The organism is Cellulomonas sp. P4_D11, assembly GCF_056401915.1.
The window spans coordinates 12,384-30,768 of record NZ_JBFUIK010000038.1; the positions used below are offsets into that span (position 1 = coordinate 12,384).

Below are 18,385 nucleotides of genomic sequence, written 5' to 3' on the forward strand. Positions count from 1 at the left end.
CAACTCACGTGGCACTGGATGTGCTGACGGACCTCACGAAGGTCCGCAACATCGGCATCATGGCTCACATCGATGCCGGCAAGACGACGACCACCGAGCGGATCCTGTTCTACACCGGGGTCAACTACAAGATCGGTGAGACGCACGACGGCGCGTCGACGATGGACTGGATGGAGCAGGAGCAGGAGCGCGGCATCACGATCACGTCCGCCGCGACGACCTGCTACTGGCACGACAACCAGATCAACATCATCGACACCCCGGGCCACGTGGACTTCACGGTCGAGGTCGAGCGCTCGCTGCGCGTCCTCGACGGTGCCGTTGCCGTCTTCGACGGCAAGGAGGGCGTGGAGCCCCAGTCGGAGACCGTCTGGCGTCAGGCCGACAAGTACGACGTCCCGCGCATCTGCTTCGTCAACAAGATGGACAAGCTCGGCGCGGACTTCTACTTCACCGTCGACACGATCGTGAACCGCCTCAAGGCCAAGCCGCTGGTCATCCAGCTGCCCATCGGCTCCGAGAACGACTTCATCGGCGTCGTCGACCTGGTCACCATGCGTGCCCTCGTGTGGCGCGGCGAGACCGCGCTGGGCGAGAAGTACGAGGTCGAGGACATCCCGGCCGACCTGGTCGAGAAGGCTGACCAGTACCGTGCCGAGCTGCTCGAGGCCGTCGCCGAGACGGACGACGAGCTGCTCGAGAAGTTCCTCGGTGGCGAGGAGCTGACGATCGCCGAGATCAAGGCCGGCATCCGTCACCTCACGGTCAAGTCGCAGGCCTACCCGGTCCTGTGCGGCTCGGCGTTCAAGAACAAGGGCGTCCAGCCCATGCTCGACGCCGTCATCGACTACCTGCCGACGCCCCTGGACGTCCCGGCGGTCGAGGGCCACGACATGAAGGACCCCGAGCTCGTCGTCGAGCGCCACCCGGACTCGACGGAGCCGTTCTCGGCCCTCGCGTTCAAGGTCGCCTCGCACCCGTTCTTCGGCAAGCTCACCTACGTCCGGGTGTACTCGGGCAAGGTGGCGCAGGGCGCTCAGGTGCTCAACTCGACCAAGAACAAGAAGGAGCGCATCGGGAAGCTCTTCCAGATGCACTCCAACAAGGAGAACCCGGTCGAGGACGCCACGGCCGGCCACATCTACGCGTTCATCGGTCTCAAGGACGTCACCACGGGGGACACCCTGTGCGACCCGGCCCACCCCGTGGTGCTCGAGTCGATGACGTTCCCCGAGCCGGTCATCGACGTCGCCATCGAGCCGAAGACGAAGGGTGACCAGGAGAAGCTCTCCGTGGCCATCCAGAAGCTGGCCGAGGAGGACCCGACCTTCCGCGTCAAGCACGACGAGGAGACCGGCCAGACCGTCATCGGCGGCATGGGCGAGCTCCACCTCGACATCCTCGTCGACCGCATGCGTCGCGAGTTCAAGGTCGAGGCCAACGTCGGCAAGCCGCAGGTCGCGTACCGCGAGACGATCCGTCGCTCGGTCGAGAAGATCGACTACGTGCACAAGAAGCAGACCGGTGGCTCGGGCCAGTACGCGAAGGTCCAGATGACCTTCGAGCCGCTGGACCCCGCCGAGGGCGAGCTGTACGAGTTCTCGAACAAGGTCACCGGTGGCCGCATCCCGCGCGAGTACATCCCGTCGGTCGACGCCGGCATCCAGAGCGCGATGCAGCTCGGCGTCCTCGCGGGCTTCCCGCTCGTGGGCGTCAAGGCGATCCTGCTCGACGGTGCCGCGCACGACGTCGACTCCTCGGAGATGGCGTTCAAGATCGCGGGCTCGATGATCCTCAAGGAAGCGGTCCGCAAGGCCGACCCGGTTCTGCTGGAGCCGGTCATGGCCGTCGAGGTCCGTACTCCCGAGGAGTACATGGGTGACGTCATCGGCGACATCAACTCGCGCCGCGGCATGATCCAGTCCATGGAGGACGCAACCGGCGTGAAGGTCATCCGCGCCCAGGTTCCTCTCTCCGAGATGTTCGGGTACGTCGGTGACCTGCGGTCGAAGACCCAGGGTCGCGCGGTGTACTCGATGCAGTTCGACAGCTACGCCGAGGTTCCTCGGAACGTTGCCGAGGAAATCATCAAGAAGACCCGGGGCGAGTAGTCCCACAGGTCGAACCCTGTAGTTCCATCACACAAACCGACCCGTAGGACGCCGCGTCAAGCGGCTACCGTCCGGTAGCCGCAGTACGTCGGCCAATCTCTACCAAGTCCTGAGGAGGACACCCAGTGGGCAAGGCGAAGTTCGAGCGGACGAAGCCGCACGTCAACATCGGCACCATCGGCCACGTCGACCACGGCAAGACGACGCTGACCGCTGCCATCTCGAAGGTGCTGCACGACAAGTACCCCGACCTGAACCCCTTCACGCCTTTCGACGAGATCGACAAGGCCCCTGAGGAGAAGCAGCGCGGCATCACCATCAACATCGCGCACGTGGAGTACCAGACGGAGAAGCGTCACTACGCTCACGTCGACGCTCCGGGTCACGCGGACTACATCAAGAACATGATCACGGGTGCGGCGCAGATGGACGGCGCCATCCTCGTGGTGGCGGCGACCGACGGCCCGATGGCCCAGACGCGTGAGCACGTCCTGCTCGCCCGTCAGGTCGGCGTGCCCTACCTGCTCGTCGCGCTGAACAAGACCGACATGGTCGACGACGAGGAGATCCTGGAGCTCGTCGAGGTCGAGGTGCGCGAGCTCCTCTCGGCCCAGGGCTTCGACGGCGACGACGTCCCCGTCGTGCGCGTCTCCGGCCTGAAGGCGCTCGAGGGCGACCCGGTCTGGGTCAAGTCCGTCGAGGACCTGCTCGAGGCTGTCGACGAGAACGTGCCGGACCCGGTGCGCGACATCGACAAGCCGTTCCTCATGCCGATCGAGGACGTCTTCACGATCACCGGTCGTGGCACCGTCGTCACCGGTCGCGTGGAGCGCGGCAAGCTCAAGGTGAACGAGGAGGTGGAGATCGTCGGCATCAAGGAGAAGGCGATCAAGACCACGGTCACCGGCGTCGAGATGTTCCGCAAGCTGCTCGACTACGCCGAGGCCGGCGAGAACGTCGGTCTGCTCCTGCGTGGCACGAAGCGCGAGGAGGTCGAGCGCGGCCAGGTCGTCGTCAAGCCCGGCTCGATCACGCCGCACACCGAGTTCGAGGGCCAGGTCTACATCCTGGCCAAGGACGAGGGTGGCCGTCACAACCCGTTCTACGGGAACTACCGCCCCCAGTTCTACTTCCGCACCACCGACGTCACCGGCGTCATCACGCTGCCCGAGGGCACCGAGATGGTCATGCCCGGCGACAACACCGAGATCCACGTGAACCTCATCCAGCCCATCGCGATGGAGGAGGGCCTCGGCTTCGCCATCCGCGAGGGTGGCCGCACCGTCGGCTCGGGCAAGGTCATCAAGATCATCAAGTGATGCTCGCCCCTCGGGGCAGCTGATCTGACGGAAGGGCCCGGGAGCTTCGGCTCCCGGGCCCTTCTGTCATGTCTGAGCCCGTCACGGTCGGGGCGCGGGCGGCGCGTCAGCCGGAGTCGGGGTAGCCCGCGCGGCCGTCGCCGTCGAGGTCGGTGCACAGGCCGTACGCCTCGTCGCTGCCGAAGTCGGCCACGCACTGCGCGTAGCCCTCGAGGTACACGAACCGGCCGTCGTGCGCACCGGTCGCGTCCGTGCAGTCGGGGAACCCGTCCGCCGGGTCGCAGGCTGCGCCGGGCGTGAGGGTCGACGACGGCGTCGGCGCGGCCATCGGCGCGCTCGGGGTCGTTATCGGCGCCGGCGTCGGGGTCGGCGTCGGGACGGGTGTCTCCGACGACGGCGCGGGGGAGCTGCTCGGCTCCGGGGACGGCGGGGGCGGCGTGCAGGCCGCGAGCACGAGCACGACGGCGGCGAGGCCGGCGGCGCGAGCGGGCAGTCGGTGCATGTGCCGAACCGTAGCGGGTCGGCCACGGCAGCAGGCCCGGATCGGCCGGAACAGCGCGGGGTCCGTTGTGCGCGAGATCACGCGGATCCTCGAGCCGGGTGTGACCCAGGCGATTGGAGTTCCACCGCGCACTCTGGCACACTGTTCAGGTTGCCTAGTTGAGGGCGGCGCGTTAGCGCGCGCGGCACACGACAGGGCTCGCACACGTGGACGGCGTCTGGACCCCGGGATGACCCGGTGGTTGACGCCCGACAACAACCACCGATCTCGTGCCGGAAACGGTACGCAGCGCAACGGTGTGTCGCGCCAAGCGACACGCCCGAGTGCGGGGGTCGGACGGGCCGGTTCCAACAGAGAGAAGTAGACGCGCCATGGCGGGACAGAAGATCCGCATCAGGCTCAAGTCCTACGACCACGAGGTCATCGACAGCTCGGCACGCAAGATCGTCGACACGGTGACTCGCGCTGGTGCGTCGGTCGTGGGTCCGGTGCCGCTGCCGACGGAGAAGAACGTCTTCTGCGTCATCCGGTCGCCCCACAAGTACAAGGACAGCCGCGAGCACTTCGAGATGCGTACTCACAAGCGGCTCATCGACATCATCGATCCCACGCCGAAGGCCGTCGACTCGCTCATGCGTCTCGACCTGCCTGCGGACGTGAACATCGAGATCAAGCTCTGACGCTGGGAAGGAACTGATTTCTATGGTTACCCAGCAGAACGAGCGCCCCGTCACGGCCTTGATCGGCACGAAGCTCGGCATGACCCAGGTGTGGGACGACAACGGTCGTCTCGTCCCGGTCACCGTCGTCGCTGTCGGCACGAACGTCGTGACCCAGGTGCGCTCCGCTGACGCTGACGGCTACGCCGCGGTCCAGCTGGCCCACGGCCAGATCGACCCGCGCAAGGTCACCAAGCCGCTGAAGGGCCACTTCGAGAAGGCCGGCGTCACGCCGCGCCGGCACGTGGCCGAGATCCGCACGCCGAACGCTGCCGAGTTCACGCTCGGCCAGGAGCTGACGGCCGACCTCTTCGAGGCCGGCGCGCTCGTGGACGTCATCGGCACCACCAAGGGCAAGGGCACCGCCGGTGTCATGAAGCGTCACGGCTTCCACGGCGTCGGCGCCTCGCACGGTGCGCACCGCAACCACCGCAAGCCCGGCTCGATCGGTGGCGCTTCGACGCCGTCGCGCGTGTTCAAGGGCATCAAGATGGCCGGTCGCATGGGCGTGGACCGCCAGACCACCCAGAACCTGACCGTGCACGCGGTCGACGTCGAGCGGGGTTTCATCCTCGTCAAGGGTGCCGTTCCCGGCCCCAAGGGTGGCGTCGTGGTCGTGCGTTCCGCTGTGAAGGGGGCGTGACCATGAGTGACACGCTGACTGTCGACGTCGTCGACGCCCAGGGCAAGAAGGCCGGCTCGGCCGACCTGCCCGCGGACGTCTTCGACGTGCAGACCAACATCCCGCTGATCCACCAGGTCGTCGTCGCGCAGCTCGCGGCGGCACGCCAGGGCACCCACGACACGAAGAGCCGTGGCGAGGTCCGTGGTGGTGGGCGCAAGCCGTACAAGCAGAAGGGCACCGGCCGCGCCCGTCAGGGTTCGACGCGTGCTCCGCAGTTCGCCGGTGGTGGCGTCGTCCACGGCCCCACCCCGCGTGACTACTCGCAGCGCACCCCCAAGAAGATGAAGGCCGCGGCGCTCCGCGGTGCTCTCTCGGACCGCGCTCGCGCCGGCCGTGTGCACGTCGTCTCGGGCTTCGCCCCGGGCACCGCGCCCTCGACCAAGTCCGCGCTCGCCGTGCTCGACAACCTCTCGGGGCGCAAGCACGTCCTGGTCGTCGTCGAGCGTCAGGACGAGATCACGTGGAAGTCGCTGCGGAACGTCGAGCGGGTGCACCTGCTGGTCGCCGACCAGCTCAACACCTACGACGTCCTGATCTCGGACGACGTCGTGTTCACGCAGGGCGCGCTCGACGCGTTCCTGGCGGGCCCCGTCAAGGGTGCCTCCGCGGTGGCTGCGGTCGTCGAGTCTTCCGAGTCCGAGGAGGAGACGAAGTGACCGACATCGGCAAGAACCCGCGCGACATCCTGATCGCGCCGGTCGTCTCCGAGAAAAGCTACGGCCTGCTCGACGAGGGGAAGTACACCTTCCTCGTCGACCCGCGGGCGAACAAGACCGAGATCAAGATTGCCGTCGAGCAGGTCTTCGGCGTCAAGGTCGACTCGGTCAACACCGCGAACCGTCAGGGCAAGGCCCGTCGGACCCGTTTCGGCATCGGCCGCCGCAAGAACACGAAGCGTGCGATCGTCACCCTCCGCGAGGGCACGATCGACATCTTCGGTGGTCCGGTCGGCTGAGCGAAGGACTGAGAACTCATGGGAATCCGCAAGTACAAGCCGACCACGCCGGGCCGTCGTGGCTCCAGCGTCGCCGACTTCGTCGAGATCACGCGCTCCACTCCGGAGAAGTCGCTCGTCCGTCCCCTCCACAAGACGGGCGGCCGTAACTCCACGGGTCGCATCACCACGCGCCACCAGGGTGGCGGTCACAAGCGTGCGTACCGCGTCATCGACTTCCGTCGCCATGACAAGGACGGCGTGCCGGCCAAGGTCGCTCACATCGAGTACGACCCCAACCGCACCGCCCGCATCGCGCTGCTGCACTACGCCGACGGCGAGAAGCGCTACATCATCGCGCCGAACAAGCTGTCGCAGGGTGACCGCATCGAGAACGGCCCCGGCGCCGACATCAAGCCCGGCAACAACCTGCCGCTGCGCAACATCCCGACCGGTACGGTCATCCACGCCATCGAGCTGCGGCCCGGTGGCGGTGCGAAGATCGCCCGCTCGGCTGGTGCGTCCGTGCAGCTCGTCGCCAAGGACGGCCCCTACGCCCAGCTGCGCATGCCGTCCGGTGAGATCCGCAACGTCGATCTGCGCTGCCGCGCGACGATCGGCGAGGTGGGCAACGCCGAGCAGTCGAACATCAACTGGGGCAAGGCCGGCCGCATGCGCTGGAAGGGCAAGCGCCCGACCGTCCGTGGTGTCGCCATGAACCCGATCGACCACCCGCACGGTGGTGGCGAGGGCAAGACGTCCGGTGGACGTCACCCCGTCAGCCCGTGGGGCCAGGCCGAGGGCCGTACCCGTCGTCCGAACAAGCCGAGCGACAAGCTCATCGTGCGCCGTCGGCGCACCGGCAAGAACAAGCGCTGATAGGAGCCTGAGATGCCACGTAGCCTGAAGAAGGGCCCGTTCGTCGACGGTCACCTGCAGAAGAAGGTCGACGTCCAGAACACCGCCGGCACGAAGAACGTCATCAAGACGTGGTCGCGCCGTTCGGTCATCACGCCGGACTTCCTCGGCCACACGTTCGCGGTGCACGACGGACGCAAGCACACCCCGGTGTTCGTGACGGAGTCGATGGTCGGGCACAAGCTCGGCGAGTTCGCCCCGACGCGGACGTTCCGCGGCCACGAGAAGGACGACCGGAAGGGTCGTCGCCGCTGACCCCCGGGTCAGCCAGGCGACGCCCTCACCGGCAGAGACAAGAAGGCAGGACAGCAATGGAAGCCAAGGCGAAGGCGCGGTTCGTCCGCGTCACGCCCCAGAAGGCCCGGCGCGTCGTGGACCTCATCCGTGGCAAGCAGGCCGGCGAGGCCGTGGCGGTGCTGAAGTTCGCGCCGCAGGCCGCGGGGGAGACGGTGCTCAAGGTTGTGGAGAGCGCGATCGCCAACGCTCGGGAGACCGCCAAGCGGTCGAACGAGCGTCTGGACGAGGCGGACCTCTACATCTCCGAGGTGTTCGTCGACGAGGGTCCGACGCTCAAGCGGTTCCGTCCGCGAGCGCAGGGTCGGGCCAGCCAGATCCTCAAGCGGACGAGCCACATCACCGTGGTCGTCGCTGAGCGCGAGACGAAGGGACGGGCCCGATAGTGGGACAGAAAGTCAACCCGCTCGGGTACCGCCTGGGCATCACGACCGACCACCGCTCGCGTTGGTTCGCCGACTCGACCAAGCCGGGTCAGCGCTACCGCGACTACGTCGGCGAGGACGTCAAGATCCGCAAGCTCATGGCCACGGGCCTCGAGCGTGCCGGCATCGCCAAGGTCGAGATCGAGCGCACGCGTGACCGCGTCCGCGTCGACATCCACACCGCCCGCCCGGGCATCGTCATCGGGCGTCGTGGCGCGGAGGCCGACCGCATCCGCGGCGAGCTCGAGAAGCTCACGGGCAAGCAGGTCCAGCTGAACATCCTCGAGGTCAAGAACGCCGAGATCGAGGCTCAGCTGGTCGCCCAGGGCATCGCCGAGCAGCTGGCGAGCCGCGTCTCGTTCCGCCGTGCCATGCGCAAGGGCATCCAGTCGGCCCAGCGCGCCGGTGCCAAGGGCATCCGCGTGCAGGTCTCCGGTCGCCTCGGCGGCGCGGAGATGAGCCGCACGGAGTTCTACCGCGAGGGTCGAGTGCCTCTGCACACGCTCCGCGCGAACATCGACTACGGCTTCTTCGAGGCTCGCACCACCTTCGGGCGCATCGGCGTCAAGGTGTGGGTCTACAAGGGCGACATGACCGAGAAGGAGTTTGCTCGCGAGCAGGCGACCCAGGCCCCGCGCCCGGCTCGTGGCCCGCGGACGGACCGTGGCGAGCGCAGCGACCGTGGCCCCCGGGCCGGCGCTCCCCGTCGCGACCGCTCGGACGCCCCGGAGGCCACCGAGGCCGCTCCCGCTCCGGCGGAGACGACCCCTGACAGCGGAACGGAGGCCTGAGCCGTGCTGATCCCGCGCAGGCTGAAGCACCGCAAGCAGCACCACCCGGGGCGCTCCGGCGCCGCGACCGGTGGTACCGCGATCTCGTTCGGTGAGTACGGCATCCAGGCTCTCGAGCCCGCCTACGTCACGAACCGGCAGATCGAGGCTGCTCGTATCGCCATGACCCGCCACATCAAGCGTGGAGGGAAGGTCTGGATCAACATCTACCCGGACCGCCCCCTCACCAAGAAGCCTGCCGAGACCCGCATGGGTTCCGGCAAGGGTTCGCCCGAGTGGTGGATCGCCAACGTCAAGCCCGGCCGAGTTCTCTTCGAGCTCGCCGGCGTCCCGGAGCCCCTGGCTCGCGAGGCCATGCGCCGCGCGCAGCACAAGCTCCCGATGAAGACACGTTTTGTGGTTCGCGAGGGTGGTAACTGATGACTATCGGCACCAAGGAACTGGCTCCCAGCGAGCTGGACACCTTCGACGACGAGAAGCTTGTCGCCGAGCTGAAGAAGTCCAAGGAGGAGCTGTTCAACCTCCGCTTCCAGTCGGCGACCGGCCAGCTCGAGAGCCACGGGCGTCTCAAGGCCGTTCGTCGCGACATCGCGCGGATCTACACGATCCTGCGTGAGCGCGAGCTCGGCATCCGTACCGCCCCGAGCGCGAGCGAGTGAGTCTGATGAGCGACGAGAAGAACGAGAACACGACCGCCGTTGCTGAGAAGCGCGGCGACCGCAAGACGCGCCGCGGCTACGTGGTCAGCGACAAGATGGAGAAGACCGTCGTGGTCGAGGTCGAGGACCGGGTCAAGCACCCGCTCTACGGCAAGGTCATCCGGCGGACGAGCAAGGTCAAGGCGCACGACGAGCTGGGCTCGGCGGGCGTGGGCGACCTCGTGCTCATCATGGAGACCCGGCCGCTGAGCGCCACCAAGCGGTGGCGCCTGGTCGAGGTCCTCGAGAAGGCCAAGTAAGCCTCAGCACGACCCCCAGTTGCCCACGGGCGCCGGGTGCCGCTCGCAAGACGACACCCGGCGCAACGTGTGCATCACGGCAACTATCCGTTCGGCCAGGCTCGGCTCATCCGGACCGAGAACCCGCCAGACGACAGGAGTAGGTAATGATCCAGCAGGAGTCGCGACTTCGTGTCGCCGACAACACGGGTGCGAAGGAAATCCTCTGCATCCGTGTGCTCGGCGGCTCCGGCCGTCGCTACGCAGGCATCGGTGACGTCATCGTCGCCACCGTCAAGGACGCCATCCCCGGCGGCAACGTCAAGAAGGGCGACGTCGTCAAGGCTGTCATCGTGCGCACCCGCAAGGAGCGCCGCCGTCCGGACGGTTCGTACATCAAGTTCGACGAGAACGCCGCCGTGATCCTCAAGGCCGACGGGGAGCCCCGTGGCACGCGCATCTTCGGCCCGGTGGGCCGCGAGCTGCGCGACAAGAAGTTCATGAAGATCATCTCGCTGGCGCCGGAGGTGCTCTGACCATGGCGAAGATCAAGAAGGGCGACCTCGTGGTCGTCATCTCGGGCCGCGACAAGGGACAGCAGGGCCGCGTGCTCGAGGTCCTCGTCGAGTCGCAGCGCCTCGTCGTGGAGGGTGTCCAGCGCGTCACCAAGCACGTCAAGGCCGGCCAGACGCAGCGCGGCACGCGCACCGGGGGCATCGAGACGATCGAGGCGCCCATCCACATCAGCAACGTGATGCTCGTGGACCCGGAGACCAAGAAGGGCACCCGGGTCGGCTACCGCACCGAGCAGGTCGAGCGCGACGGCCGTACCCGCACCGTTCGGGTCCGCGTCGCCAAGCGCTCCGGTAAGGACATCTGATGACCGAGACCACGCTCACCGCTCCGGCGCTGCCGCGGCTGAAGTCCAAGTACAACGACGAGATCAAGACCGCGCTCTTCGAGCAGTTCGGTCACGAGAACATCAACCAGGTCGCGCGCCTGGTGAAGGTCGTCGTCAACATGGGCGTCGGCGAGGCCGCGAAGGACTCCAAGCTCATCGAGGGCGCGATCCGCGACCTGACCCAGATCACGGGCCAGAAGCCGCAGGTCACCAAGGCTCGCAAGTCGATCGCGCAGTTCAAGCTGCGTGAGGGAATGCCCATCGGCGCCCACGTCACCCTGCGTGGCGACCGTGCCTGGGAGTTCCTGGACCGCCTGCTCTCCACCGCGCTGCCGCGCATCCGTGACTTCCGTGGCCTCTCGCCGCAGCAGTTCGACGGTCACGGCAACTACACCTTCGGCCTTGTGGAGCAGTCCGTGTTCCACGAGATCGACCAGGACCGCATCGACCGGGTCCGCGGGATGGACATCACGGTCGTCACGACGGCCGACACCGACGACGAGGGTCGCGCTTTCCTCAAGCTCCTCGGCTTCCCGTTCAAGGAGATCTGACCATGGCGAAGACTGCCCTCAAGAACAAGGCTGCTGCCAAGCCGAAGTTCGCGGTGCGTGGCTACACGCGCTGCCAGCGTTGCGGCCGGCCCCACTCGGTGTACCGCAAGTTCGGCCTGTGCCGGATCTGCGTGCGCGAGATGGCCCACCGCGGCGAGCTCCCCGGCGTCACCAAGAGCAGCTGGTAACCCCAGCACCACCCAGCAACACGAACGTCGGTAGGTCCCGCTCTCTCGAGGGCGGGATACCCCGGCGAGGAAGGGCACAAGCCCCATGACCATGACCGACCCCATCGCAGACCTGCTCACGCGGCTGCGTAACGCGAACTCGGCTCACCACGACACCGTGCTGATCCCGTTCTCGAAGCTGAAGTCGCACATCGCGGAGATCCTCCAGGCGGAGGGTTACATCGCGGGCTGGAAGGTTGAGGACGCCGTCGTCGGCAAGAACCTCATCATCGAGCTCAAGTACGGCCCCAACCGCGAGCGTGCGCTCGCCGGCGTCAAGCGCGTGTCCAAGCCGGGCCTGCGCGTGTACGCCAAGTCGACCAACCTGCCCAAGGTGCTCGGCGGCCTGGGCGTGGCGATCCTGTCCACGTCCTCCGGTCTCCTCACCGACAAGCAGGCCGCCAAGAAGGGCGTGGGTGGGGAAGTCCTCGCCTACGTCTGGTAAGTCCGAGACGGAAAGGAGCTAGCCATGTCCCGAATCGGCAGAGTCCCCGTCCCGGTCCCCACCGGCGTGGATGTCGACATCAACGGCGCGGTCGTGACGGTCAAGGGTCCCAAGGGCACCCTGACGCACACGATCCCCGCACCCATCGAGGTGGCGCGCGACGAGGCAGGTGCCCTCGTGGTCACCCGCCCCGACGACGAGCGCGCCTCGCGCTCGCTGCACGGCCTCACGCGCACGCTGCTGGCGAACCTCGTCACCGGCGTCACCGAGGGCTACGTCAAGAAGCTCGAGATCGTCGGTACCGGTTACCGCGTGACGGCGAAGGGCGAGGACCTCGAGTTCGCGCTCGGCTTCAGCCACTCCGTCACGGTCAACCCGCCGGCGGGCATCACGTTCGTCGTCGAGGCACCCACGCGCTTCTCGGTGCAGGGCATCGACAAGCAGCAGGTCGGCGAGGTCGCCGCGAACATCCGCAAGATCCGCAAGCCCGAGCCGTACAAGGGCAAGGGCGTCCGGTACGCGGGCGAGAACGTGCGCCGCAAGGTCGGAAAGGCCGGTAAGTAGCCATGGCGATCAAGATCATCGGCAAGGGCAAGCGCATTGCCCGCCAGCGTCGTCACCTGCGCCTTCGCAAGAAGGTCTCGGGCTCGGCCGCGCGTCCCCGCCTCGTCGTGACCCGGTCCGCCCGGCACATCACGGCGCAGGTCGTGGACGACGGCATCGGCCAGACGCTCGTGTCGGCCTCGACCCTCGAGGCCGACCTGCGCGGCTCGAACGACGACAAGACTGCCAAGGCCCGCAAGGTCGGCGAGCTCATCGCCGAGCGTGCGAAGGCTGCCGGCCTTGACGCTGTGGTCTTCGACCGCGGCGGCAACAAGTACCACGGCCGTGTCGCCGCGGTGGCTGACGGCGCCCGCGAGGGTGGGCTGAAGCTGTGACGACCACGACCTTCCAGACGAAGAAGAGGACAATCTGATGGCTGCTCCTCAGCGCAGCAACACCGGCGCCCCTGCGGGCGGCGCCGGGGCCGGCGGCGGCGGTGACCGCCGCGACGGCGGTCGCGGCCGTGACGGCGGCGGCGGTCGCGGACGCGACACCGCAGAGAAGAGCGCGTTCCTCGAGCGCGTCGTGACGATCAACCGCGTGGCCAAGGTCGTCAAGGGTGGCCGCCGCTTCAGCTTCACCGCGCTCGTCGTGGTCGGCGACGGCGACGGCACCGTGGGTGTCGGCTACGGGAAGGCCAAGGAGGTGCCCGCGGCGATCGCCAAGGGCGTCGAGGAGGCCAAGAAGAACTTCTTCAAGGTCCCGCGCATCCAGGGCACCATCCCGCACCCCATCCAGGGTGAGGCCGCTGCCGGTGTCGTCTTCCTGCGTCCGGCCTCGCCGGGTACCGGCGTGATCGCCGGTGGCCCGGTGCGCGCCGTGCTCGAGTGCGCCGGCATCCACGACGTCCTGAGCAAGTCGCTCGGCTCGTCGAACGCGATCAACATCGTGCACGCCACGGTCGCGGCCCTCCGGGGTCTCGAGCGTCCCGAGGCCGTGGCCGCGCGCCGCGGGCTCCCGGTCGAGCACGTCGTCCCGGCCGCCCTCCTCCGCGCCCAGGCTGCCGGCCTGGCCGCAGCGGCGGGCTCGAAGGCAGGTGCGTGATGGCTCGACTCAAGGTGACCCAGACGCGTTCTGGCATCGGCGGCAAGCAGAACCAGCGCGACACCCTGCGCACCCTGGGCCTCAAGCGGATCGGCGACGTCGTCGTCAAGGAGGACCGTCCTGAGATCCGCGGCATGGTCAAGACGGTGACGCACCTTGTCGCGGTCGAAGAGGTGGAGTGACCATGGCAGACGAGAAGGAGAAGGGCACCGACGAGGTGACGGCCCCCAAGAAGGCCGCCGCCAAGAAGGCCCCGACGAAGAAGGCCGACACGGAGTCCGCTCCGAAGGCCACCAAGGCGAAGACGGCTGCGGCCGACAAGCCGAAGGCTGCCAAGGCTGACAAGGCTGAGGCGACCACTGAGGCTGCTCCGAAGGCGAAGGCCCCCAAGGCCGAGCCCAAGGCTGCTGCGCCGAAGAAGACGGTCTCCGCCGCGGCGGCGAAGGCGGCCGAGGCCGCTGCGCAGCCCGGCAACGGCGGCACGCTCAAGGTGCACCACCTCCGTCCGGCCCCGGGCGCCAAGACCGCCAAGACCCGCGTGGGTCGTGGCGAGGCGTCCAAGGGCAAGACGGCCGGTCGTGGCACCAAGGGCACCAAGGCCCGCTACCAGGTGCCGACGCGCTTCGAGGGTGGGCAGATGCCTCTGCACATGCGCCTCCCGAAGCTGCGCGGCTTCAAGAACCCGTTCCGCGTCGAGTACCAGGTGGTCAACCTGGACAAGCTCTCGGCGCTGTACCCGAACGGTGGCGACGTGACGGTCGCCGACCTCGTGGCGAAGGGTGCGGTCCGCAAGGGCCAGCCCGTCAAGGTGCTCGGCACCGGTGAGCTCACGGTCAAGGTCTCCGTCGCGGTCGACGCCTACTCGGCGACCGCGAAGGACGCGATCGTGGCTGCCGGCGGAAGCGTCGCGCAGGACTGATCGAAGGACGGGACCGGTGGGGTCATAGCTCCCCACCGGTCCCGTTCCCATATGTTCTTCAGCATCAGTTAGGGTGCCCCGGTGCTTGCGACGTAACGCAGGCGGCACGGCCGGAAAGACCCGGTCGTACGAGATGCGGCTTCCGGCCGCTCAGGAGGACAGGTGCTAGGCGCATTCGTGCGGGCGTTCCGAACGCCCGACCTGCGGCGCAAGCTGCTCTTCACCATCGGGATCATGGTGATCTTCCGCATCGGCTCCTTCCTGCCGACGCCGGGAGTCTCCTACCCGAACGTGCAGACGTGTATCGAGCAGTCGCAGGGCAACGACCTGCTCGGGCTCGTGAACCTGTTCAGCGGCGGTGCTCTGCTGCAGCTCTCGGTGTTCGCGCTCGGGATCATGCCGTACATCACGGCGAGCATCATCGTCCAGCTGCTCCGCGTGGTCATCCCTCGGTTCGAGGAGCTCCACAAGGAGGGCCAGTCCGGCACCGCGAAGCTCACGCAGTACACGCGGTACCTGACCATCGGCCTGGCGGTCCTGCAGTCGACGACGATCATCACGGTCGCGCGCAGCGGTCAGCTGTTCAGCGGCTGCACCGTCGACGTCATCCCGAACGACAGCTGGTACGTGCTCCTGATCATGGTGATCACCATGACCGCCGGCACCGGCCTGATCATGTGGCTCGGCGAGCTCATCACCGAGCGCGGCGTCGGCAACGGCATGTCGCTCCTCATCTTCACGTCGATCGCCGCGAGCTTCCCGACCGCCCTGTGGTCCATCGCCGGCGGTGACAACGGCATCTCGAAGTTCATCATCGTGATGGCGATCGTCGTCCTCGTGATCGCCCTGGTCGTGTTCGTCGAGCAGTCGCAGCGGCGGGTCCCGGTGCAGTACGCGAAGCGCATGGTCGGTCGCCGCATGTACGGCGGCTCGAGCACCTACATCCCGATCAAGATCAACATGGCCGGCGTGATCCCGATCATCTTCGCGTCGTCGCTGCTCGCCGTCCCGGGGCTCCTGGCCCAGTTCGGCGACCCGACCGCGGGCTGGGTCCAGTGGGTCAGCCGCTACCTCGCGCAGAGCAGCGCGCCGCTGCACCTCGCGCTGTACGTCATCCTGATCATCTTCTTCTGCTACTTCTACACGGCGATCACGTTCAACCCGGACGAGGTCGCGGACAACATGAAGAAGTACGGCGGCTTCATCCCGGGCATCCGCGCGGGCCGCCCGACGGCCGAGTACCTGGACTACGTGATCTCCCGGATCACCGCGCCCGGCTCGATCTACCTGGCCATCGTCGCGCTCATCCCGACCATCGCGTTCATCGTGCTCGGCGTGGGCCAGAACATCCCGTTCGGTGGCTCGTCGATCCTCATCGTGGTCGGCGTCGGCCTCGAGACCGTCAAGCAGATCGAGTCCCAGCTGCAGCAGCGGCACTACGAAGGGTTCCTGCGGTGAGCACGCGCCTCGTCCTGCTCGGTCCTCCGGGGGCGGGCAAGGGGACCCAGGCCGCGCGGCTCGCCGAGCGCCTGGGCGTGCCGGCGATCTCGACCGGCGACATCTTCCGCGCCAACATCAAGGGCGGCACCCCCCTCGGCAAGACGGTGCAGGAGTACACGTCGCGCGGCGCGCTGGTGCCGGACTCGGTCACCAACGAGATGGTGCGCGACCGGCTCGCCCAGGACGACGTCGCCGACGGGTTCCTGCTCGACGGGTACCCCCGCAACGTCGCCCAGGTCACGGAGCTCGACGCGATCCTGGCGGACGCCGGCCTGGCGCTCGACCTCGCGGTGGAGATCACGGCCGACCCGGACGTGGTCGTCGGCCGGCTGCTCAAGCGCGCCGAGATCGAGGGCCGCGAGGACGACACCGAGGACGTGGTCCGCCACCGCCTCGACGTCTACGCGCAGGAGACCGCCCCGATCGCCCAGGTGTACGCCGACCGCGGCCTGCTCGCGCAGGTGGACGGCATCGGTGACGTCGACGACGTCACCGAGCGCCTCGTCGCGGCGATCGGCGCGCCCACCGCGAGCTGACCGTGTTCGGTCGCGAGCGGATCGAGTACAAGACGCCCGAGCAGGTGTTGGTGATGCGCCGCGCGGGTCTGGTCGTGGCCGACGCCCTCGCCGCCGTCCGTGACCGCGCGGTCGCCGGCGTGACCACGGCCGAGCTCGACGCCGTCGCCGCCGCGGTAATCGACGACGCCGGTGCCCTGCCGTCGTTCCTCGGCTACGACGGCTACCCCGCCAGGATCTGCGTCTCCGTGAACGACGAGGTCGTGCACGGCATCCCCGGACCTCGCGTCCTGGAGCCGGGCGACGTGGTCTCCATCGACTGCGGCGCGATCGTCGAGGGCTGGCACGGCGACTCCGCGATCACCGTCGTGCTGGACGGTGCGGACCCGCACGACGTGGACCTCGCGCAGACGACCGAGCGCGCGATGTGGGCGGGCATCGCCGCCCTGGCCGGCGCGGAGCGCCTCGGGGCGGTGGGGGAGGCGGTCGAGGACGTCGTCGACGCCGCCGTGGCTGCCGGGTTCAACGGCGGGCTGCGGTACGGCCTCGTCGAGGAGTACGTCGGGCACGGCATCGGCACCGCGATGCACCAGCCGCCCGACGTCCCCAACTTCCGGCGCCGCGACCGCGGGGTCCGCGTCCGGCCCGGCCTCTGTGTCGCGGTCGAGCCCATGGTCGTCCGCGGCGCCCGACGCACGCAGGTGCTCGAGGACGACTGGACCGTGGTCACGGACGACGGCTCGCGGGCGTCCCACTGGGAGCACACCGTGGCGATCCTCGACGACGGCATCTGGGTGCTGACCGCACCCGATGGTGGGGCCGCGAACCTCGCCGCGCTCGGGGTGGCGGTCGCCCCGCTGGCCTGAGCCGCCGCGGTTACTCGTCAGTACGTCCATCCAGGTGAACCTGTGTCCAGTTGTCCACACATCGGCCCTGATCTGCCGAAACGGACGCGCGATGACCGGTTTGTCGGATACGGTCCTTCGCGGCGGTGAACGATCCGCCATGGGCGCCCCGGGGCCCGCGCGGGACGATCCGCGCGGTGGAGGGTGGGCGCCCACCTCCGGCAGGCACGTGGTCAGCGCGCGCCTGCACTCGATGCGATGGGTGGCTCATGCAGCGCAGCGTTCGTCCTTCCCCGACCCCCTTCCTCCGCCGTGGCGGTGCCGTTCTCGGCGCAGCGGCGCTCCTCCTCTCGCTCGGCGCCGGCGCGGCCCAGGCGCACGACGGGTCCCGCCACGGCCAGCGCGACGGCCGGCAGTGGCAGCAGACCCAGCAGACCACGGGCGCGTACGTCTACCTCAAGAAGGACGTGCGCAAGCCGGCCTCCTGGGAGAACTCGACCCAGCAGTACCTGGTGACCACGTGGCCCGGCGCCTCGTACCGCGACCTGACGCTGGACGAGGTCCTCGCGGCCGTCCCGGCAGGCGTGACCGTCTGTGGGGCCGGCTGGGCGGTCCAGGAGGACCAGGCGAACGGAGACTCCACCGTGTTCACCGGGAACCCGGCGCCGTCCTACCCCCACAACTACATCGGCTGGGGCCCGATCGTCGCGGCCCGGCACTGGGAGCTGGCCGACATGGTGGCGGTGCCGGCGTGCGGCGCGGTCGCCCCCACGGCGACGCCGACCGTGCAGCCCACCCCGACGTCGACGCCCACGCCGACCGCGTCGGCCCCGTGCCCGCCGTCCGCCTCGCCCACGCCGACGGCAACCCCGACGGCAACCCCGGCCCCCACGCCGACCGTCACCGCGGTGCCCGTCCCGGCGCCGACCGTGACGCCGACGGCCGAGGTCGGCGGGACGGCAGCGCCCACGCCCACGCCCACCGTGGTCACCGCAGCCCGCCCGGTCGCGACGCCCAGCGAGTCCTTCTACTCCGAGGTCCTGGCCGCCGGGGGCGACTCCGGTGCCGTGCTGGCGTCGACCGGGTCGTCCACGACGCCCGTGGTGCTGGCGGGGTCGGTGCTCGTGCTGGCCGGCGCCGCGCTCGTCCTGCTGTGTCGGCGCCGGGCCGCCTGACCCGCCTCGCCGCCGGCGAGACGAG

28 protein-coding genes are annotated in these 18,385 nt (G+C 68.6%); 27 read left to right on the forward strand and 1 reads right to left on the reverse strand.

Features of this window, described 5'->3' with window-relative positions; genetic code table 11:
* Nucleotides 1-8: 8 nt before the first annotated feature.
* A complete protein-coding gene (gene fusA, locus AC1DT4_RS17695; protein WP_477091092.1) occupies nt 9-2,111 on the forward strand; it encodes an elongation factor G in 2,103 nt (700 codons plus the stop codon).
* A 125-nt stretch (nt 2,112-2,236) separates the two neighbouring features.
* Nucleotides 2,237-3,430 carry an elongation factor Tu gene (tuf, locus tag AC1DT4_RS17700; protein WP_028045070.1) on the forward strand — a complete coding sequence of 398 codons (1,194 nt, stop codon included), beginning with the start codon at nt 2,237-2,239 and terminating at the stop codon, nt 3,428-3,430.
* Nucleotides 3,431-3,536: 106 nt separating this feature from the next.
* Here tuf and AC1DT4_RS17705 read toward each other — a convergent pair whose 3' ends face one another.
* Entirely contained in the window at nt 3,537-3,932 is a 396-nt protein-coding gene (locus AC1DT4_RS17705; protein WP_477091093.1) for a hypothetical protein, read from the reverse strand.
* A gap of 371 nt (nt 3,933-4,303) precedes the next feature.
* Here AC1DT4_RS17705 and rpsJ point away from each other — a divergent pair, with 371 nt between their 5' ends.
* From rpsJ to AC1DT4_RS17830, 25 genes are all read left to right on the forward strand, one after another.
* A complete protein-coding gene (rpsJ, locus tag AC1DT4_RS17710) occupies nt 4,304-4,612 on the forward strand; it encodes a 30S ribosomal protein S10 (protein ID WP_013117879.1) in 309 nt (102 codons plus the stop codon).
* Nucleotides 4,613-4,634: 22 nt separating this feature from the next.
* The gene (gene rplC / locus AC1DT4_RS17715) at nt 4,635-5,294 is read left to right on the forward strand and encodes a 50S ribosomal protein L3 (protein WP_477091094.1); all 660 of its coding nucleotides are present in this window, start codon (nt 4,635-4,637) and stop codon (nt 5,292-5,294) included.
* Between the two features lie 2 nt (nt 5,295-5,296).
* The gene (rplD, locus tag AC1DT4_RS17720) at nt 5,297-5,992 is read left to right on the forward strand and encodes a 50S ribosomal protein L4 (RefSeq protein ID WP_477091095.1); all 696 of its coding nucleotides are present in this window, start codon (nt 5,297-5,299) and stop codon (nt 5,990-5,992) included.
* A complete protein-coding gene (gene rplW, locus AC1DT4_RS17725) occupies nt 5,989-6,291 on the forward strand; it encodes a 50S ribosomal protein L23 (protein ID WP_456826472.1) in 303 nt (100 codons plus the stop codon). Before rplD ends, rplW begins: the two co-directional genes overlap by 4 nt.
* Nucleotides 6,292-6,309: 18 nt before the next feature.
* A complete protein-coding gene (gene rplB / locus AC1DT4_RS17730; protein ID WP_477091096.1) occupies nt 6,310-7,149 on the forward strand; it encodes a 50S ribosomal protein L2 in 840 nt (279 codons plus the stop codon).
* A 12-nt stretch (nt 7,150-7,161) separates the two neighbouring features.
* Complete coding sequence (gene rpsS, locus AC1DT4_RS17735; protein ID WP_028045064.1) at nt 7,162-7,443, forward strand: 30S ribosomal protein S19; 282 nt, start codon at nt 7,162-7,164, stop codon at nt 7,441-7,443.
* Nucleotides 7,444-7,499: 56 nt separating this feature from the next.
* Complete coding sequence (gene rplV / locus AC1DT4_RS17740) at nt 7,500-7,868, forward strand: 50S ribosomal protein L22 (RefSeq protein ID WP_055912156.1); 369 nt, start codon at nt 7,500-7,502, stop codon at nt 7,866-7,868.
* Nucleotides 7,868-8,698 (forward strand): 30S ribosomal protein S3, encoded by an 831-nt coding sequence (gene rpsC / locus AC1DT4_RS17745; RefSeq protein ID WP_477091097.1) that lies wholly within the window; start codon nt 7,868-7,870, stop codon nt 8,696-8,698. Before rplV ends, rpsC begins: the two co-directional genes overlap by 1 nt.
* Before the next feature lie 3 nt (nt 8,699-8,701).
* Nucleotides 8,702-9,118 carry a 50S ribosomal protein L16 gene (gene rplP / locus AC1DT4_RS17750; protein WP_055912160.1) on the forward strand — a complete coding sequence of 139 codons (417 nt, stop codon included), beginning with the start codon at nt 8,702-8,704 and terminating at the stop codon, nt 9,116-9,118.
* The gene (gene rpmC, locus AC1DT4_RS17755) at nt 9,118-9,357 is read left to right on the forward strand and encodes a 50S ribosomal protein L29 (protein ID WP_055912162.1); all 240 of its coding nucleotides are present in this window, start codon (nt 9,118-9,120) and stop codon (nt 9,355-9,357) included. Before rplP ends, rpmC begins: the two co-directional genes overlap by 1 nt.
* A gap of 5 nt (nt 9,358-9,362) precedes the next feature.
* Nucleotides 9,363-9,656: a 30S ribosomal protein S17 gene (rpsQ, locus tag AC1DT4_RS17760; RefSeq protein WP_477091098.1), complete on the forward strand. Its 294-nt coding sequence runs from the start codon at nt 9,363-9,365 to the stop codon at nt 9,654-9,656.
* 146 nt (nt 9,657-9,802) lie between these two features.
* On the forward strand, nt 9,803-10,171 hold the full coding sequence (gene rplN / locus AC1DT4_RS17765) for a 50S ribosomal protein L14 (protein ID WP_028045058.1): 369 nt from the start codon (nt 9,803-9,805) through the stop codon (nt 10,169-10,171).
* A gap of 2 nt (nt 10,172-10,173) precedes the next feature.
* Nucleotides 10,174-10,515 carry a 50S ribosomal protein L24 gene (gene rplX, locus AC1DT4_RS17770; protein WP_055912166.1) on the forward strand — a complete coding sequence of 114 codons (342 nt, stop codon included), beginning with the start codon at nt 10,174-10,176 and terminating at the stop codon, nt 10,513-10,515.
* Nucleotides 10,515-11,087 carry a 50S ribosomal protein L5 gene (gene rplE / locus AC1DT4_RS17775; RefSeq protein ID WP_477049813.1) on the forward strand — a complete coding sequence of 191 codons (573 nt, stop codon included), beginning with the start codon at nt 10,515-10,517 and terminating at the stop codon, nt 11,085-11,087. The genes rplX and rplE overlap by 1 nt, the downstream gene beginning before the upstream one ends.
* A gap of 2 nt (nt 11,088-11,089) precedes the next feature.
* The gene (locus AC1DT4_RS17780) at nt 11,090-11,275 is read left to right on the forward strand and encodes a type Z 30S ribosomal protein S14 (protein ID WP_028045055.1); all 186 of its coding nucleotides are present in this window, start codon (nt 11,090-11,092) and stop codon (nt 11,273-11,275) included.
* An 85-nt stretch (nt 11,276-11,360) separates the two neighbouring features.
* Nucleotides 11,361-11,759 (forward strand): 30S ribosomal protein S8, encoded by a 399-nt coding sequence (gene rpsH / locus AC1DT4_RS17785; RefSeq protein WP_208212220.1) that lies wholly within the window; start codon nt 11,361-11,363, stop codon nt 11,757-11,759.
* A 24-nt stretch (nt 11,760-11,783) separates the two neighbouring features.
* The gene (gene rplF / locus AC1DT4_RS17790; RefSeq protein ID WP_477091099.1) at nt 11,784-12,323 is read left to right on the forward strand and encodes a 50S ribosomal protein L6; all 540 of its coding nucleotides are present in this window, start codon (nt 11,784-11,786) and stop codon (nt 12,321-12,323) included.
* A gap of 2 nt (nt 12,324-12,325) precedes the next feature.
* Entirely contained in the window at nt 12,326-12,697 is a 372-nt protein-coding gene (gene rplR, locus AC1DT4_RS17795) for a 50S ribosomal protein L18 (protein ID WP_477091100.1), read from the forward strand.
* Nucleotides 12,698-12,734: 37 nt separating this feature from the next.
* Complete coding sequence (rpsE, locus tag AC1DT4_RS17800; RefSeq protein ID WP_477091101.1) at nt 12,735-13,406, forward strand: 30S ribosomal protein S5; 672 nt, start codon at nt 12,735-12,737, stop codon at nt 13,404-13,406.
* The gene (gene rpmD / locus AC1DT4_RS17805) at nt 13,406-13,588 is read left to right on the forward strand and encodes a 50S ribosomal protein L30 (protein ID WP_028045050.1); all 183 of its coding nucleotides are present in this window, start codon (nt 13,406-13,408) and stop codon (nt 13,586-13,588) included. The genes rpsE and rpmD overlap by 1 nt, the downstream gene beginning before the upstream one ends.
* 2 nt (nt 13,589-13,590) lie before the next feature.
* On the forward strand, nt 13,591-14,325 hold the full coding sequence (gene rplO / locus AC1DT4_RS17810; protein ID WP_477091102.1) for a 50S ribosomal protein L15: 735 nt from the start codon (nt 13,591-13,593) through the stop codon (nt 14,323-14,325).
* Nucleotides 14,326-14,487: 162 nt separating this feature from the next.
* On the forward strand, nt 14,488-15,783 hold the full coding sequence (gene secY / locus AC1DT4_RS17815) for a preprotein translocase subunit SecY (protein WP_477091103.1): 1,296 nt from the start codon (nt 14,488-14,490) through the stop codon (nt 15,781-15,783).
* On the forward strand, nt 15,780-16,361 hold the full coding sequence (locus AC1DT4_RS17820; RefSeq protein WP_477091104.1) for an adenylate kinase: 582 nt from the start codon (nt 15,780-15,782) through the stop codon (nt 16,359-16,361). The genes secY and AC1DT4_RS17820 overlap by 4 nt, the downstream gene beginning before the upstream one ends.
* 2 nt (nt 16,362-16,363) lie before the next feature.
* Nucleotides 16,364-17,206 carry a type I methionyl aminopeptidase gene (gene map / locus AC1DT4_RS17825; protein WP_477091105.1) on the forward strand — a complete coding sequence of 281 codons (843 nt, stop codon included), beginning with the start codon at nt 16,364-16,366 and terminating at the stop codon, nt 17,204-17,206.
* Nucleotides 17,207-17,454: 248 nt separating this feature from the next.
* A complete protein-coding gene (locus AC1DT4_RS17830; protein WP_477091106.1) occupies nt 17,455-18,360 on the forward strand; it encodes an LPXTG cell wall anchor domain-containing protein in 906 nt (301 codons plus the stop codon).
* The last annotated feature ends 25 nt before the right edge of the window (nt 18,361-18,385 follow it).

Excerpts from the sequence above, each read along its gene's own strand:
- AC1DT4_RS17705 (WP_477091093.1), bottom strand. The coding sequence starts at position 3,932 with ATGCACCGACTGCCCGCTCGCGCCGCCGGCCTCGCCGCCGTCGTGCTC.
- rpsJ (WP_013117879.1), top strand. The coding sequence starts at position 4,304 with ATGGCGGGACAGAAGATCCGCATCAGGCTCAAGTCCTACGACCACGAG.
- rplC (WP_477091094.1), top strand. The coding sequence starts at position 4,635 with ATGGTTACCCAGCAGAACGAGCGCCCCGTCACGGCCTTGATCGGCACG.
- rplD (WP_477091095.1), top strand. The coding sequence starts at position 5,297 with ATGAGTGACACGCTGACTGTCGACGTCGTCGACGCCCAGGGCAAGAAG.
- rplB (WP_477091096.1), top strand. The coding sequence starts at position 6,310 with ATGGGAATCCGCAAGTACAAGCCGACCACGCCGGGCCGTCGTGGCTCC.
- rpsS (WP_028045064.1), top strand. The coding sequence starts at position 7,162 with ATGCCACGTAGCCTGAAGAAGGGCCCGTTCGTCGACGGTCACCTGCAG.
- rplV (WP_055912156.1), top strand. The coding sequence starts at position 7,500 with ATGGAAGCCAAGGCGAAGGCGCGGTTCGTCCGCGTCACGCCCCAGAAG.
- rpmC (WP_055912162.1), top strand. The coding sequence starts at position 9,118 with ATGACTATCGGCACCAAGGAACTGGCTCCCAGCGAGCTGGACACCTTC.
- rpsQ (WP_477091098.1), top strand. The coding sequence starts at position 9,363 with ATGAGCGACGAGAAGAACGAGAACACGACCGCCGTTGCTGAGAAGCGC.
- rplN (WP_028045058.1), top strand. The coding sequence starts at position 9,803 with ATGATCCAGCAGGAGTCGCGACTTCGTGTCGCCGACAACACGGGTGCG.
- rplX (WP_055912166.1), top strand. The coding sequence starts at position 10,174 with ATGGCGAAGATCAAGAAGGGCGACCTCGTGGTCGTCATCTCGGGCCGC.
- rplE (WP_477049813.1), top strand. The coding sequence starts at position 10,515 with ATGACCGAGACCACGCTCACCGCTCCGGCGCTGCCGCGGCTGAAGTCC.
- AC1DT4_RS17780 (WP_028045055.1), top strand. The coding sequence starts at position 11,090 with ATGGCGAAGACTGCCCTCAAGAACAAGGCTGCTGCCAAGCCGAAGTTC.
- rpsH (WP_208212220.1), top strand. The coding sequence starts at position 11,361 with ATGACCATGACCGACCCCATCGCAGACCTGCTCACGCGGCTGCGTAAC.
- rplF (WP_477091099.1), top strand. The coding sequence starts at position 11,784 with ATGTCCCGAATCGGCAGAGTCCCCGTCCCGGTCCCCACCGGCGTGGAT.
- rplR (WP_477091100.1), top strand. The coding sequence starts at position 12,326 with ATGGCGATCAAGATCATCGGCAAGGGCAAGCGCATTGCCCGCCAGCGT.
- rpsE (WP_477091101.1), top strand. The coding sequence starts at position 12,735 with ATGGCTGCTCCTCAGCGCAGCAACACCGGCGCCCCTGCGGGCGGCGCC.
- rpmD (WP_028045050.1), top strand. The coding sequence starts at position 13,406 with ATGGCTCGACTCAAGGTGACCCAGACGCGTTCTGGCATCGGCGGCAAG.
- rplO (WP_477091102.1), top strand. The coding sequence starts at position 13,591 with ATGGCAGACGAGAAGGAGAAGGGCACCGACGAGGTGACGGCCCCCAAG.
- AC1DT4_RS17830 (WP_477091106.1), top strand. The coding sequence starts at position 17,455 with ATGCAGCGCAGCGTTCGTCCTTCCCCGACCCCCTTCCTCCGCCGTGGC.